The 13,660-nt window shown below is 63.7% G+C and carries 13 protein-coding genes and 2 pseudogenes; 3 read left to right on the forward strand and 12 right to left on the reverse strand.

All coding sequences use genetic code 11. The annotated features are described in order from the left end of the window. Nucleotides 1–330 precede the first annotated feature (330 nt). Nucleotides 331–1,245: an EamA family transporter gene (locus U5805_RS26765; RefSeq protein ID WP_322106537.1), complete on the forward strand. Its 915-nt coding sequence runs from the start codon at nt 331–333 to the stop codon at nt 1,243–1,245. Between the two features lie 242 nt (nt 1,246–1,487). Here U5805_RS26765 and U5805_RS26770 read toward each other — a convergent pair whose 3' ends face one another. After that, nucleotides 1,488–1,625, reverse strand: a complete 138-nt coding sequence (locus U5805_RS26770) for an entericidin A/B family lipoprotein (protein ID WP_322106538.1) — start codon at nt 1,623–1,625, stop codon at nt 1,488–1,490. A gap of 371 nt (nt 1,626–1,996) precedes the next feature. Here U5805_RS26770 and U5805_RS26775 point away from each other — a divergent pair, with 371 nt between their 5' ends. Further along, entirely contained in the window at nt 1,997–2,533 is a 537-nt protein-coding gene (locus U5805_RS26775) for a ferritin-like domain-containing protein (RefSeq protein WP_322106525.1), read from the forward strand. Between the two features lie 34 nt (nt 2,534–2,567). Here the strand turns inward: U5805_RS26775 and U5805_RS26780 are convergent, their stop codons facing one another. From U5805_RS26780 to U5805_RS26810, 7 genes are all read right to left on the reverse strand, one after another. Beyond that, nucleotides 2,568–3,788, reverse strand: a complete 1,221-nt coding sequence (locus U5805_RS26780; protein ID WP_322106526.1) for an MFS transporter — start codon at nt 3,786–3,788, stop codon at nt 2,568–2,570. A gap of 131 nt (nt 3,789–3,919) precedes the next feature. Further along, the gene (locus U5805_RS26785; protein ID WP_322106527.1) at nt 3,920–4,747 is read right to left on the reverse strand and encodes a phosphodiesterase; all 828 of its coding nucleotides are present in this window, start codon (nt 4,745–4,747) and stop codon (nt 3,920–3,922) included. 22 nt (nt 4,748–4,769) lie between these two features. Next, complete coding sequence (locus U5805_RS26790) at nt 4,770–5,813, reverse strand: ABC transporter ATP-binding protein (protein WP_322106528.1); 1,044 nt, start codon at nt 5,811–5,813, stop codon at nt 4,770–4,772. After that, nucleotides 5,810–6,736 carry an ABC transporter permease gene (locus U5805_RS26795; RefSeq protein WP_322106529.1) on the reverse strand — a complete coding sequence of 309 codons (927 nt, stop codon included), beginning with the start codon at nt 6,734–6,736 and terminating at the stop codon, nt 5,810–5,812. The genes U5805_RS26790 and U5805_RS26795 overlap by 4 nt, the downstream gene beginning before the upstream one ends. Nucleotides 6,737–6,747: 11 nt before the next feature. Continuing rightward, complete coding sequence (locus U5805_RS26800) at nt 6,748–7,572, reverse strand: ABC transporter permease (RefSeq protein WP_322106530.1); 825 nt, start codon at nt 7,570–7,572, stop codon at nt 6,748–6,750. Between the two features lie 31 nt (nt 7,573–7,603). Continuing rightward, entirely contained in the window at nt 7,604–8,620 is a 1,017-nt protein-coding gene (locus U5805_RS26805; protein ID WP_415914674.1) for an ABC transporter substrate-binding protein, read from the reverse strand. A 168-nt stretch (nt 8,621–8,788) separates the two neighbouring features. Beyond that, entirely contained in the window at nt 8,789–9,880 is a 1,092-nt protein-coding gene (locus U5805_RS26810) for a substrate-binding domain-containing protein (protein ID WP_322106531.1), read from the reverse strand. A gap of 713 nt (nt 9,881–10,593) precedes the next feature. Between U5805_RS26810 and U5805_RS26815 the strand changes: the two are divergent. Continuing rightward, nucleotides 10,594–10,893 (forward strand): annotated as a pseudogene (locus tag U5805_RS26815) (Arm DNA-binding domain-containing protein); the annotation flags it as partial. Between the two features lie 105 nt (nt 10,894–10,998). Here U5805_RS26815 and U5805_RS26820 read toward each other — a convergent pair. From U5805_RS26820 to U5805_RS26835, 4 genes and pseudogenes are all read right to left on the reverse strand, one after another. Continuing rightward, a complete protein-coding gene (locus tag U5805_RS26820) occupies nt 10,999–11,904 on the reverse strand; it encodes a hypothetical protein (RefSeq protein ID WP_322106532.1) in 906 nt (301 codons plus the stop codon). Continuing rightward, complete coding sequence (locus U5805_RS26825; RefSeq protein ID WP_322106533.1) at nt 11,882–12,415, reverse strand: glycoside hydrolase family 19 protein; 534 nt, start codon at nt 12,413–12,415, stop codon at nt 11,882–11,884. The genes U5805_RS26820 and U5805_RS26825 overlap by 23 nt, the downstream gene beginning before the upstream one ends. A 304-nt stretch (nt 12,416–12,719) precedes the next feature. Continuing rightward, the gene (locus U5805_RS26830) at nt 12,720–12,914 is read right to left on the reverse strand and encodes a hypothetical protein (RefSeq protein ID WP_322106534.1); all 195 of its coding nucleotides are present in this window, start codon (nt 12,912–12,914) and stop codon (nt 12,720–12,722) included. Then, nucleotides 12,893–13,660, reverse strand: a pseudogene (locus U5805_RS26835) (muramidase); the annotation flags it as partial. The gene U5805_RS26830 and the pseudogene U5805_RS26835, both read right to left, overlap by 22 nt.

Below are 13,660 nucleotides of genomic sequence, written 5' to 3' on the forward strand. Positions count from 1 at the left end.
CAACCGCCGCGCATAAAGGCGGATGAAAGCGTCCGCAACGCCGGGCGATGCTGCATAATGCGTGGCGCTCGCGCGCGGCAATGTCGTTATTAGACCGTGCGGCGTGCGCGTCGTTTATTTTGTTTGCTTCGGTTCATCCGGTTTTCCGCGTACTTCTCGCTCCCGCACCATGCCGTCGAGCTTTACTCGTCCCGCCGCGTTCTCGCCGGGACGCCCGCGCTCCGTTCCCTTCGTGATTCCCCTGGGTGCCGCGTCATGACGGCGTCGTTTCGCGTCAGGTCGCGCCGGTTGGCCACACGTTTCGCCGCCGGCGCGCTGCAAGCCGGGGCGATGCTCTGGCATCTCGCGCGCTCGGCGCGTTTGCCGCAATCGCGCGGCGGCCAGGTCGCGCTGGCGCTCGGCGTGGTGTATTTCGTGTGGGGATCGACCTACCTTGCCGTCCACGTCGCGCTCGAATCGTTTCCGCCGCTCCTGCTTTCGGGCTTGCGTAATCTGCTCGCGGGCATTGGCCTGTTCGTGTTCGCGCTGCGCCGCCGGCCCGTCATGCCCGCGCTCGTCGAAGTGCGCAACGCGGGCGTGGTCGGCACGATGCTCGTGGGTCTGTCGAGCGGCATGCTCGCCTATGGCATGCGCACGGTCGGCACCGGCACGGCCGCTGTCATGGTGGCCACCGTGCCGCTGTTCGCCACGATGATCGCCGCGCTTTCCGGGCGGCGCGTGGCGAAGGCGGAGTGGGGCGCGATCGCGCTCGGGCTCGTGGGCATTGCAATTCTGAGCCGGGGCGGCGGCGCGTCGGGCACGCCGGGCGGCTGTCTCGCCATACTGTGCGGCGCGCTGTTCTGGGCTGTCGGCGCGCATCTCGCGGGACGCCTCGCGTTGCCGAAGGATCTCTTCATCGCCACGGCATTGCAGATTGGCCTGGGCGGCGCGATCTCCACGGCGGTCGCGTGGATCAGCGGCGAACGCATGGGCGAGCTGCATTTTCTGCCGCTGGCCGCGTTCTTCTACTTGATGTTGATCGGCACCATGGCCGCGTATGTCGCGTACGGCTTTCTGATTCGCCACACGAGCCCGCTCGTGGCGAGCAGTTGCATGTACGTGAATCCGGTCGTGGCGGTGGCGCTGGGCGCGCTATTTCTCGGCGAGCCGATCACGCGGGCGACCATCGTCGCGACCGTGCTGATCCTGGGGAGCGTCGGACTGTCGTTTGCCTTCGACGACCGGCGGCGCACCAGGCGGACGTGAGGGAATCGCGTGACGATTTAACGCGATCGCGTAACAGGCGTTCGCAAATCCGCCGCACTTCCGCAGCAAATCCGTCCCACTTCGCAAATACGTCCGGCCGCGCCGCGAATTGCTTCGCGGCGCGGCCGTTCGCGTGGCTTGCGTGGCTTTTCGCCTTTCACATCTGGCCGGCTTTCATCCCCGATGCGCACATTACAACGCCGCGCATTCGGGGGCCGGCGATAACACCGTCTCGAGCCCGATTACTTCGCCTTTTCGGCGGAGTTCGTGACGGCGTGGCCGCCAGCGGAAACGTCCTCGCCGGCGCCCGCAATCGTATTGCAGGCCGAGAGGCCGGCGATCGAAGCGGTAACAAGAAAGAGGGCAATCAGGCGTTTCATGAGCGTGTTCTCCACGGTGTCTAGGAACCCTTGCTTGCGCACGGGGCGTGCCTGAAAGGTTGGAATCAGATAGCTGCAAGGCCGGGTCCGGCGTTTGCGCTAGGCGGATGTCGGCGCGACGCGGCGTGGCGGGGAGCAGCCTCATGGCGAATCACCGTCGCGGCATCGCGCCTGCCCAGGAATCGACGCGAAAACGTGCAAGCGTTGCATATGCGTTGCACGTCAAGCGTGACACGTTCGATCCGTCGACGGCGGCCGAATTGCAACCGAATTGCAACCGGCTGCAAAGCGGCTCGCGACGGACGGCGTGTGCGAATTCCCCAGCATGCCTATCCACCCCACACAGGCACTAACGTTCGAAGGAGAGTGAGATGTCGACTACCCACGCCTCGTATGAATTCGATCTCAAGCGCGTACGCGAGGAAGCTCGCCGCAATCTCGAGGATGGTCCCGTCACGGAGAACTACGGCGCCGATCGCGAGACCGTGCTCAAGTTGCTCAACGATTCGCTTGCCACGGAACTCGTGTGCGTGCTGCGCTACAAGCGCCACTATTTCATGGCGAAGGGCATCGAGTCCGAAGCCGTGGCGCAGGAGTTTCTCGAGCACGCGAACGAAGAACAGCAGCACGCCGACATGCTCGCCGCGCGCATCGTGCAGCTTGGCGGCGAGCCCGACTTCTCGCCCGCGAACCTGAGCGAGCGTTCGCATTCCGAGTATAAGGAAGGCAAGAATCTCGAGGACATGATCCGCGAGAATCTGATCGCCGAACGCATCGCGATCGAGAGCTATCGCTCGATCATTCAGTATCTCGGCGACGGCGACACGACCACGCGCCGCATCTTCGAGGAAATTCTCGCGGTGGAAGAGGAGCACGCCGACGACATGAGCGACCTGCTCGACAAGTAATTCGCGTAAAAACCGGCACGCTTGCGGCGCCGCGTTATTGCGCCGACGAAGCCCGAGCGCCCGCGCCTTCGCGCGGGCGCGTCGCATAGTGAATCCAGCCCGCGAGCGCGGTGAACGCGAGCCCGGCGAGACACGCGCCCACCCAGCCGAACGCGTGCCACGTCACGGCGCCCACGGCCGAGCCCGTCGCGCCGCCGATGAAATAGCAGACCATGTACACGGTATTCACGCGGCTGCGCGCCTCGGGCCGCAACGCGTAAATGCGCGACTGGTTGGAAATCTGCGCGGCCTGCACGCCCACGTCCAGCACGATCACGCCGATCACCAGACCCACGATGCTCCTGCCCGAAAAGGCGAAGATCACGAACGCGAGCGCGAGCAGCGCGAGCGAAAGCGTGATGACGGCGCGCGGCCCGCGCTTGTCGGCGGAACGTCCCGCCCACGGCGCGGCCAATGCGCCCGCCGCGCCGACGATGCCGAACAGCCCCGCCGCCTGCGGCCCGAGATGAAACGGTTCGCCCGCGAGCAGAAAGGTGAGCACGGGCCAGAACAGGCTGAACGCCGCGAAGAGGCACGCGCCCGTGGCCGACGCCTCGCGCAAGCCTTTCAATTCCACCGCGAGATGCCACATCGAGCCGATCAGCTTGCCGTAGCCGAGCGTCGAAGTGGGCTGGCTTTTCGGCAGTTTCTTGACGATGACCACGGCGAGCACGAGCAGCGCGACGATCGACGCGCCGAACACCGAGCGCCAGCCGAAGTATTGGCCGATGAAACCGGCCGCCGTGCGCGCGAGCAGAATGCCGAGCAGCAGGCCGCTCATTACCGTGCCGACCGCGTGGCCGCGCCCTTCGGGCGGCGCGAGTTCGGCGGCGAACGGCACGGCTTGCTGCGCGATGGTGGCGAGCACGCCGATGGCGAGGCTGGCGGCGATCAGCACGACGAGCGTGGGCGCCGTGGCCGCGACGAGCAGCGCGACGCACACGAGCGCGATCTGCAACAGGATGATGCGGCGGCGGTCGTAGCGGTCGCCGAGCGGTGCGAGCAGTAGCATGCCGAGCGCGTAGCCGAGCTGCGTGGCGGCCGGGACGGCGCCGATCCACGCGGCGCCGGACGGAAAGCTCTGACGAAAGTCGTCGAGCAGCGGCTGGTTGAAATAGATGTTCGCGACCGTCACGCCCGCGATGGTCGCGAGCAGGAGCAGCAGGCCGCGCAGCGACCGGCTTTCGCCGGCGGTTGCGGAATCGGTGTGGGACATGGTTCGAGGCGGGCGGAGCCCGAAATACGTCGACGGTGCGTCGGCTGGCTTGGAGCGTGCCGATCATACCGGAGCGCGCGCAATCGCGCTGACGGCGCCGCGGGCGTCCCACGGCGCTTCGGACGCTCGCTTCACGCGATCAATTCGCCCGAAGGATCGTGAAACGGGTAGGGACCGTCGAACGCGTCCACGTAGCCGTGGTGCGTGACGAGGCCGCCGCGCGCGTCGTAGCGATGCATCGCGTACGCGGGCGGTTCGAGCGTGAACGTCGAAGGCGCGCCGGGCGCGAGATCGAGCGTGACCTGATGCGCGGGCGCGGGCGCGGCCGAAGCGATCGTGCCGCCGAAGCGCACGAACATCGGCCGGTGAACGTGGCCGCACAGCACGCGCTCCACGTTCGGATGGCGAGCGATCAGCGCCTCGAGCCGTTCGGCGGCGCGCGGGTCGAGGCGAATCGCGTCCATGTGCGCGATGCCGCAATCGAACGGCGGATGATGGAGCGCGACGATCACGGGTTTGCCGCGCGCGGCGTCCAGTTGGTCCGCGAGCCACGCGAGCCGCGCCTCGCAGAGCGTGCCCGCGCTTTGGCCCGGCTGCATCGAGTCGAGCGCGATCACGCGCAGCGCGCCGAGATCGACGGCGTACTGCACGAATTCGCCGCCTTCGCGCAGCTCGGGCCGGTCCGCGAACACCTCGCGCAGCGGCTCGCGCGCGTCGTGGTTGCCGATCAGCAGCCAGTACGGGATTTCCAGCGTGTCGAGAAACGTTTTCAGATGCCGATATTCCTCGGCCGTGCCGCGATCGACAAGATCGCCGGTGACGAGCACGGCGTCGGGGCGGGGCGCGAGCGCGTTCACGCGGGCGATGGCGCGCGCGAGGCTGGCCGCCGTGTCGACGCGGCGATAGGCGAGCGCGCCCGGTGGCTTGATGTGCAGGTCGCTGAGCTGGACGAGCAGCATGGAAATCTCCGCTTTGTAAGAATTACGCGAGCGCGATGAGCGCTTCCGGCGCGATCGAAATGCCGACGGGCGTGCCGCGCGCGAGTTCGATGCGGCCCGCGACATCGACGAAAAGGGCGTCGGGCGCGGCGCCGCCGATGGTCAGGCGCGTGCGCTCGCCAAGAAATGTCGATTGCTCGATCACGCCGCGCAGGTTCGCCGTGGCCGGCTCGGCGAGCGTGGCGTCCTCGGGGCGGAAAAAGCGCTCCGCCGCGCCGTGCGCGCTTGCCTTGCCGCTCACGGCCACGGCGCCGCCGCTCGTGCGCAGCATGCCGTCCTGCCACTGGCCGGCGAGACGGTTGAGCATGCCGACGAACTGCGCGACCGCGCGGCTCGCCGGTCGGTAGTAAATGTCGCGCGGCGTGCCGATCTGCTCGATGCGCCCGGCGCTCATGACGACGATGCGGTCGCCCAGCTCCATCGCCTCGGCTTGATCGTGCGTGACGTACACCGTGGTGACGCCGAGTTCGCGCAGCAGCACGTTCATCTCGCCGCGCAAGGTGTCGCGCAGACGCGCGTCGAGCGCCGTGAGCGGCTCGTCGAGCAGCAGCACGCGCGGGCGCGGCGCGAGCGCGCGGGCCAGCGCGACGCGTTGGCGCTGGCCGCCCGAAAGCTGGCCGACAGGCTTCGCGGCGTGCGCTTCGAGGCGCATCATCGCGAGCAGTTCGTCGACGCGGGCGCGCGCCTGAGCCTGCGGCATGCGCTGGATTTTCAGGCCGTAACCGATGTTGCCGCGCACGTCGAGATTCGGAAACAACGCGTAGTTCTGGAACACCATGCCGACCTTGCGCCGCTCGATGGGCAGCGCCGTCACGTCTTCGTCGCCGAACCGGACGCGGCCGCCCGCGTCGGGCGCTTCGAGCCCCGCGATCATGCGCAGGGTGGTGGTTTTGCCGCAGCCCGACGGCCCGAGCAGCACGAGCGTTTCGCCCGCGCCGATCGCGAGATCGAGCGGCTCCAGCACGCGCGTGCCGCGATACGTTTTTGCGCAATGCGCGAGCGCGACCGGAACGGATTCGAGTTTCATTCGGAGTCCTTCTGTTTTTGCCGGCCTTGTCTGCCGGTTCTTGCAGGCATGCCCGGCACGTCCACGCCGAACCACTGCATCGCCACGAGCAGCGGCATCGTCATCAGGAAGAACAGGATCGTGTACGCGCTGCCGACTTCGATGCGCAACGACGCATAGGTATCGGCGAGACCGACGGGCAGCGTCTTGGTGTCGGGCGTGTGCAGCATCCAGGTGAGATTGAATTCGCCGATGGAGAGCGTGAGCACCGCGAGCGCGCCCGCGACGATGCCGGGCCGTGCGTTAGGCAGCACGATGGTCACGAAGCGCTGAAAGAAGTTCGCGCCGAGACTGGCCGCGCCTTCTTCGAGCGTGCGCAGATCGGCTTGCGAGCAGACGGCCGCGACGGGCCGCACCATGAACGGCAGCGTGAACACCACGTGGCCCACCACGATGAACGCGGCGCTCATGCGAAATGCCGTGAAGCCGCCGTAGACCACGAGCAGCGCGAGCGCCGAGGCGAGCCCCGGCAACGCGACGGGCAGCACGAGCAGTTCCTCGATCGCGCGCGAAAGGCGCGTCTTGCTGCGCGCGAGCGCATAGCCCGCGGGCACGCCGGTGAGCAGCGCGAGAACGAGCGTGGCCGCCGCGACTTCGAGCGAGAGGGACACGCTCGCGTGATATTGCGTCCAGACTTCGTCGAGCCAGCGCAGTGTGAGGCCGCTCGTCACGCCGCGAAAATAGTTGACGGTGAGGCCCGCGACGATCGACATCACGACCGGCACGATGAGAAACGCGCAGGTTGCGAGCGTGACGAGCCATTGCGCGCACGCGATCCCGCCGCGTGTCGAGAGCCTGGCGAAGCGGCGCGGCGTGCGTCGTGCGTCGGGCGCGCGTTCGTTTCGCGGTTTGGGCGAGGCCGTGGACGAGGGCAGCGAATTCATGCGCGCGCTCCTCACGCCGTGGCCGCGACGGCCGAGCCCGTCACGCTGCGCGCGAGCGTGAGCACGGCCCACGTCACGAACCCGAGCACGATGGACAGACCCGCCGCCGTCGCCATGTTCGCGTTGAGCGTGAACTCGGTGTAGATCGTCATCGGCAGAACGTCGATGTCGGTGGCGAGCGTGAACGCCGTGCCGAAGGCGCCCATTGCCGTCGCGAAGCAGATCGCGCCCGCGGCGACGAGCCCCGGCGCGAGCGCGGGCAGGATCACGTCGCGAAAGACGCGCCATGGAGAAGCGCCAAGCGAGCGCGCGGCTTCTTCGAGCGAAGCGTCGAGCTGGGCCGCCACGGCAATCACCGTGACGATCACGCGCGGAATCGAAAAGTACAGATAGCCGACGAAGAGGCCCGCCATCGAATACGCGAACACCCAGCGCTCGCCCGTCAAGCGCAGCGCGAGCGCGCCGATCAGCCCCTGGCGTCCCGCGAGCATGATCACCATGAAGCCGACCACGACGCCCGGAAACGCGAGCGGAAACGTGAGCAGCGCCAGCAGCGCGCGCCGTCCCGCGAAAGCGCGGCGCGCGAGCAGCAGGCCGCAGATCGTCGAGATCGCGAGTGTCGCGGCGGTCACGGCCGCCGAGAGCATGACGGTGGCGGCAAGGCTTTTCATGTAGCGCGCATTCGTCAGGAGTGCCTGGTAGGTACGCAGAAAATGACCGTCCGCGCTCACCTGCACGAGCGCGACCATCGGCAGCAGCCAGAAGGCGAGAAACACGGCGAGGGCGGGCGCCACGAGCGCCACGCGCCAGCGCAGCGGAAAAGTGAGGTCGTGCATGAATGAAGCGGAAAATGAGCGAAAAAACGGATCAGTGCATGAGCTGGAGATAGCGCTCGCCGAAGCTTTGCTGCTGCGCGGCCATCTTGCCGAAATCGACGGGCCTGGCGCGCGCGTACTCGCTCGCGGGCAGGAACTTCGCGGCCGCCGCGGGCGAGAGCGTGTTCGCGCGCACCGGCCGCAGATATGCGTTGGCCCAGAGTTTCTGGCCTTCGTCGGAGAGCACGAAATCGAGCACCTTCTTGCCGTTTGCGGCGTGCGGCGCGTTCTTCACGAGGCTCATCACGTAGGGCACGGAAATCGTGCCTTCCTTCGGGATCACGAATTCGACGTTCGCGCCGTCCTTGTATTTCGCGCGATAGGCGTCGAAGTCGTAGTCGAGCAGGATGGGAATCTCGCCCGAGAGCACGCGCGCGTAAGCCGTTTGCTTCGGCACGATCGGCTGGTTGGCCTTGAGCTTGCCGAACCAGTCGAGGCCCGGCTGGAAGTTGTCGAGCGTGCCGCCGAGCGCGAGATTCACGGCCACGGCGCCCGCATAGCCCACGAACGCGCTGGACGGATCGAGATAGCCGATCGTGCCTTTGTATTCGGGCTTGAGCAGGTCGGCCCACGAGCGCGGCACCGGCTTGCCGTCGAGCGCGTCCTTGTTGACGAAGAAGCCGAGCGTGCCCGAATGGATCGCGAACCAGTAGCCTTGCGGGTCTTTCTCGTCGGCGGGAATGTCGTTCCAGTGCGCGGGCTTGTACGGCGCGATCACGCCTTTCTCCTTCGCCTGGAACGCCGACGACACGCCCAGATAAACGACATCGGCGACGGGGCTTTTTTGCTCGGCCATCAATTGCGCGATGGCCTGGCCCGAGTTCTTGTTGTCGAACGGTACGCGAATGCCGGTTTTTTGCTGGATCGCCTGGATCTGCGCGGCCCAGTCGGCCCATTCGGGCGGGCAGTTGTAGCAAATGGCCGTTTGCTGGGCGTGCGCGGCGAGCGGCGCGGCCAGCGTGGCGAGCGCGAGCGGGAGCGCGGCGCATGCGCGGCGCGCGGCGCGCAACGGCAGAAAGGCGCGAAGCGACGAATGTGACGAATGTGATGAAAGCGACGAAAGCGAAAACAGGCCGGCAAAGGCGAGTCGGCGGGTCACGGCGGGTCTCCAGGTCGGGTAAAAAGCGTGCTGATCGTGTCGGGCGATGGATGCGTGCGTCGGGTGCGCGCGCGACGGTCAGGCGAGGTCGATGCCCGGCTCGCCCAAACCGCCGCGCGGACCGAACGCGGCGCGCGCATGGCGCACGTGCGCGGCGGCGAGCGGCGCGTGCGCGATCGCGGCGACGGTGCCGCCCATGCGCAAGCGATGCGGCAGCGTATGCGCGAGCGGTCCCACGTAATGGCCGCCGATGCGCGCCATCAGCCGCTGCCACGCGGCGCGGCCGATTTCGGCGTTCGGCGTGCCGATGCTCGCAAGCGGCGGCGCCAGCAGTTCGCTCATCGCGAGGCCGTCGAAGCCGAGAATCGACATATCCTGCGGCACGCGCATGCGCGCGCGGCGCAGGCCGCGCATCACCACCATCGCCAGCAGATCGTTGCTGCAAAAGAGGGCGGTCGGGCGCGCGGGGCCGCTCGTCAGATGCGAGAGCACCGAAGGCGCGAGTTCTTCGGCGTTGAAATCGACTTCGAGCGCGGGCAAGGGCGCGAGGCCGGCCTGGTTCATCGCGAGCGCGTAGCCCGCGTGGCGCTGGCGCGCGCGGTCGGAGGCGGCGAGCGTGCCGGCCAGCATGAGAATGCGCCGGTGGCCGTGGGCGATCAGCATGCGCACGCCGTCGTAGGCGGCCTGATGGTTGTCGGCGGACACGGACGGGCGGCGCCTCGTGTCGTTGTGCATCAGCACGTAGAGCGGGCCGTCGGCGTCGAGTTCGTCGAGCAGCGGGTGCGTGTCGGCGTCGGCGACCGTCAGGATCAGCCCTTCCACGCGCTGCGCGCGCAACGTTTCGATTGCGTGACGTTCGCGCTCGGCGTCGTATTGCGTCGTCATCAGCATGAGACGAAAGCCCTGCGCGGAAGCAAGATCGTCGATGCCTTGCAGGCATTCCGCGAACACGGGATTGGCGAGCGTGGGCAGCACGACGCCGATCAGGCGCGTGCGTTCGCCGCGCAACTGGCGGCCGAGCGGGCTGGGACGGAACTTGAGCGCGTCGATGGCTTCGCGCACGCGCGCGAGCGTGACGGGATTGACGGTATGCGGCGCGTTGATCGCGCGCGAGACGGTGGCGATCGAGAAGCCCGCGTGTGCGGCGACATCCTTGATGGTTGGCGTCATGCGTTGCGGCCCCGGCGTCGTTGTAAACGTTTTCGATGCCGGGATTATCGGAACGCCATATGACGGGCCGATGACGCGCGCCGAGGCTGCGGGCCTCGCGCTGCCGTCGTCCTGGCCTTGGGGCTGCGCGGTGCGCAATGGTAGAATCGCGTCCGCCCTGCCGGGGTGATGAAATTGGTAAACATAGCGGACTTAAAAGATTGAGTGCCCGACCGGAAACGGCCGGTGCAGAACCCCTCAAATTCGGCGAATCCCCTGGGGCTCGCGGCGCGCGAGCGCCCGGCCGCCGAGGCAACGCCGAGCCAAGCCCGCAGTCGCGCACGACGCGGCGGCGTGGAAGGTGTAGAGACTAGACGGGGGGCGCCTAAGGCGGCGCGCGGCGTGCAGACGCGGTGTGCGGCGACGGCGAAGGCATAGTCCAGCGCACGAACGCGATCCTCCAGGGAAGCGCGGCGTCGAAAGACGTGGTGTGACGAAAATCCGCCGCCTAACGGCCTGCCGGTTCGAGTCCGGTCCCCGGCACCAAGTACTCTCCAAACGAGTTCAACGGTTTACTTAAAACCCCGCCAGATAAAGCCTGGCGGGGTCTCCAAAGGTTTACCACCGATAATAACCTCCATCGATGGGTTGTTTAGGGGTTCTCACGAATCCAGCGCTCGGTGGGAAATGCACAACCCCTGCTAGTGCAAGGACCTTGGGAGCAGACATGGCATCTGTCCGACGTCACTATCCGTAACGCGAAGCCGAGTGAAAAACAGCAGAAGCTGTATGACGGCGGCGGCCTGCTGCTCGTCACGCCAACGCGCAGCAGACGATGGATTTTCAAGTACCGTTTTGCCGGAAAAGAAAAGAGCCTTGCACTTGGCGTCTATACAGACGCGCCGCTTGCCGATGCTCGCAAGCGGCGCGACGACGCTCACGAAAAACTGGCGGCAAGCATTGATCCGGATGAAGCGACGAAGGCCGACAAGTGCGCCGCCCGTCTCGCCGCCGCCAATTCATTCGAAGCTGTCTACGCCATGGACATTGTTGGCAGTGATTTGTTGCCCCTTTGTTCGGCTTGGTGGGGAATTTTCTTGAAAGTTGTGATTGTTCTGCCTCGCTACAGATCATTTATGTCAACGACAGTAGCCTATGTCTTCACAGCGGAGCCATTTTTCTATTCTCAGGCCGTGCGACGACACATAGTCAACGAGCCAATATCGGCCACTATCTGATTTTTTTACCAAACTCACGCCATCACCTTTAATGAGATACGATCTATCGATGCCGGATGAAGTCGGGGAGTTAAATAAATATGCTTTATTTATAATAACGGTTTTTATGCTTGATATGGGGGTATTCTCAGCGATCTGGGTATCTGAGCAGATAACTCTTTTGAGCGTTCGCAGCAAAATCGGGTCATCAACAATTTCTTTGTTTTTGTAAAGTATCGATAAATTAACGTCATCTTTTGGCGTCAAATATTTCCCTTGACCAAGTAGTAATAGCATTGCCGCGGGATATGCGTTCACCGGTTCCGATAATGCGGAAACATTGAATCTTGCGATTCGCTCTATAAATCCATTGATTTCATCCTTTTCCAAGTCCTTGTTTGGCTGCACGTCGATTTTTTCAATTTTACCAAGATGAAGTGTCGTTTGGACAGTGCCAACCGATACTAATGAGTCGCGATTTGGAATCACATAATTATACGTGACACTTCCTTCCATTCCGCCTGAATTGGTAATGATTGACAGGAAACCCATATCACTTGCTCTTATAGTGGGAAGATCGTCTGCAACATATGTGTAGAACAATAAATTCTTTTGGCCGTCGATCGTCAGTCGTACGGACACGGGGTTGACCCGCATTCCGTCTGCATTGCTGCTTTCCGAGAAGGAAAATTCCCCACTGTAGACCTGCCCAGTGAAAAACCTCCCGTTCACCGATTCCGCCCGCGCGCTGTTGGACGCAACGAGCGTCGCAAAGGTAAGCAGAAGCAAAAGCGCTCTTGCGAGATCAAATAGTTGATTTTTTTGCATCAACCGCCTCCACAGCGTCATTAACACGTTTCGTATGGGTCTTGTAGAAATTGCTACCGTAAAGCGAGCTTTTCTCTATCTGATAGTCGTTGAATACAAGCCCTGGATTCGTAGCACATTTTCCCGCTCCAAGCAGCTTTGCCAATTTGTTTAAAGCGACAAATCGATCGTCTACGTGATTGAATCCACCATTAACGGCAACCGTAATCGCATAAAAATCATTGTTATCTGCCTTCGGATTGATGTCTCCCCAATGGCTTCCGTGTCTCCAGTACCAACATGCAGAGTGGGTGGTGTGATCGATGCTATTGCTTACCTTGTCTGGGTTAGTACCGATGGTTGTATCGCCAACAAAATTTCCGTAGGCGATGTAATTTTCATCATGAGTTAGCTGAATTAAGCCACGACCGTGGAAATTTGATCCTCCATGGTAATTACTCCAGCCGGAAGGAGTAGACCCATTTTTATTGCGGTACTCCTCGTTCGTTCGTTCGGAGTTCATCACATTCATGAGACATTTGGGAAAGAAAGTGAACTTTTCTGACGCATGTCATCATGTCGTTTTCGCGCAGATACTTATTTAAAAGTTCAAGAAATTTACCTTTATCAAATCCATGCACGGATGAGTCGTGAGCAGCATGAAAGAGCCCCTTGGACTTGACATCTGGCGGTAAGAGTAAGTCCAGTTCTTCCTCTGTAATATCCTTATTGCAGGAGCAGGCACCTTGTAGAAAATTCCCCACTAATCCGATTGGGTGAATATGCCAAACGTCCGGGCTGGCGGGAAAGCCGTTGACCGCGCTCACCTTGTCCCACTATTTCAGCTTTTCGATACGCTCAAGCTCAGCCTGCCAGACAGGCTTGCCATCGTCGCCCATCAGTGGCGATAGCGCTTGCCACTTGCTTATGTCGCCGCCCCATTCGCTTTCATAGCTGACGATCAGGTGCGAGACCACTTCCGCCAGCCACGGCACGGTCAATGCATCCTTCAGGTCAGCCGGAACCACCATGTTCCCCTTGCCGCTACCCGGCGCCTGGCTATCTTCTCCAGCTTCGCGATAAACGGAGTAGCGTTGACCTTCGCAGCAACCGGGGTGAATGCCTGTTCCTCGCCGTCGAGCAACTGCTTCGTCTCAAACAGGTTGCGGCGGTACAGGTCGATTACCGGGATTCCGGTTGTATCGACCGTATCAAAATCCGGCCACGCCCACGGGCTTTGCCATAGCGTTTTGGGGTGAGCCTTCCCGCACACCCAGCCGTAGAACGCCTTGCCATCACCGTCACACGCATCAATCTCCCACCATTGCGCGGGCGTTCCCTGCCCCTTGTTCTCTTCCGTCGCGTTGCTGTTATCGGAAAGCTGCTCAAGCTGGGCGCGTGAAAATACCTCCTGGTAGCCGACCGCCAAACCCTGCGTATTGGCAAGCTGTAACGGGAAGTCCGCCCAGGTCTGGACCGTCGCACCGGCCACCTTGCCCGCGTACCTGCGTTCAACCCATTGCGGATTGCCTACGGGCGTACCGCTGGCGGGGTGTTTATGGCCATGGCCGTGCGCGCCGGGTTGTGCCGCAATCCGGGTCGGCTGCACCTTGGCCCAGTATCCCTTGCCAGGATCACCCGATGCCAGTGCGAGCGTGAGACCCGCCAGTTGGGTGTTGCTTTGCGCATCGGAGGGTTTGACGAAATTTGCGCCGGGCTGGATCACCAGCAGAGACTTTCCGCCAGGCACCTTGTCGCCCAGCTTGTTCGCGCGCTC

This window comes from Paraburkholderia sp. J41 (assembly GCF_905220235.1).
Classification (GTDB): Bacteria; Pseudomonadota; Gammaproteobacteria; order Burkholderiales; family Burkholderiaceae; genus Paraburkholderia.

What these genes read in the sequence shown, in the direction of transcription:
- U5805_RS26765 (WP_322106537.1), top strand. Translation starts at nt 331, where the DNA reads ATGCTCTGGCATCTCGCGCGCTCGGCGCGTTTGCCGCAATCGCGCGGC.
- U5805_RS26770 (WP_322106538.1), bottom strand. Translation starts at nt 1,625, where the DNA reads ATGAAACGCCTGATTGCCCTCTTTCTTGTTACCGCTTCGATCGCCGGC.
- U5805_RS26775 (WP_322106525.1), top strand. Translation starts at nt 1,997, where the DNA reads ATGTCGACTACCCACGCCTCGTATGAATTCGATCTCAAGCGCGTACGC.
- U5805_RS26780 (WP_322106526.1), bottom strand. Translation starts at nt 3,788, where the DNA reads ATGTCCCACACCGATTCCGCAACCGCCGGCGAAAGCCGGTCGCTGCGC.
- U5805_RS26785 (WP_322106527.1), bottom strand. Translation starts at nt 4,747, where the DNA reads ATGCTGCTCGTCCAGCTCAGCGACCTGCACATCAAGCCACCGGGCGCG.
- U5805_RS26790 (WP_322106528.1), bottom strand. Translation starts at nt 5,813, where the DNA reads ATGAAACTCGAATCCGTTCCGGTCGCGCTCGCGCATTGCGCAAAAACG.
- U5805_RS26795 (WP_322106529.1), bottom strand. Translation starts at nt 6,736, where the DNA reads ATGAATTCGCTGCCCTCGTCCACGGCCTCGCCCAAACCGCGAAACGAA.
- U5805_RS26800 (WP_322106530.1), bottom strand. Translation starts at nt 7,572, where the DNA reads ATGCACGACCTCACTTTTCCGCTGCGCTGGCGCGTGGCGCTCGTGGCG.
- U5805_RS26810 (WP_322106531.1), bottom strand. Translation starts at nt 9,880, where the DNA reads ATGACGCCAACCATCAAGGATGTCGCCGCACACGCGGGCTTCTCGATC.
- U5805_RS26820 (WP_322106532.1), bottom strand. Translation starts at nt 11,904, where the DNA reads ATGCAAAAAAATCAACTATTTGATCTCGCAAGAGCGCTTTTGCTTCTG.
- U5805_RS26825 (WP_322106533.1), bottom strand. Translation starts at nt 12,415, where the DNA reads ATGAATGTGATGAACTCCGAACGAACGAACGAGGAGTACCGCAATAAA.
- U5805_RS26830 (WP_322106534.1), bottom strand. Translation starts at nt 12,914, where the DNA reads ATGGTGGTTCCGGCTGACCTGAAGGATGCATTGACCGTGCCGTGGCTG.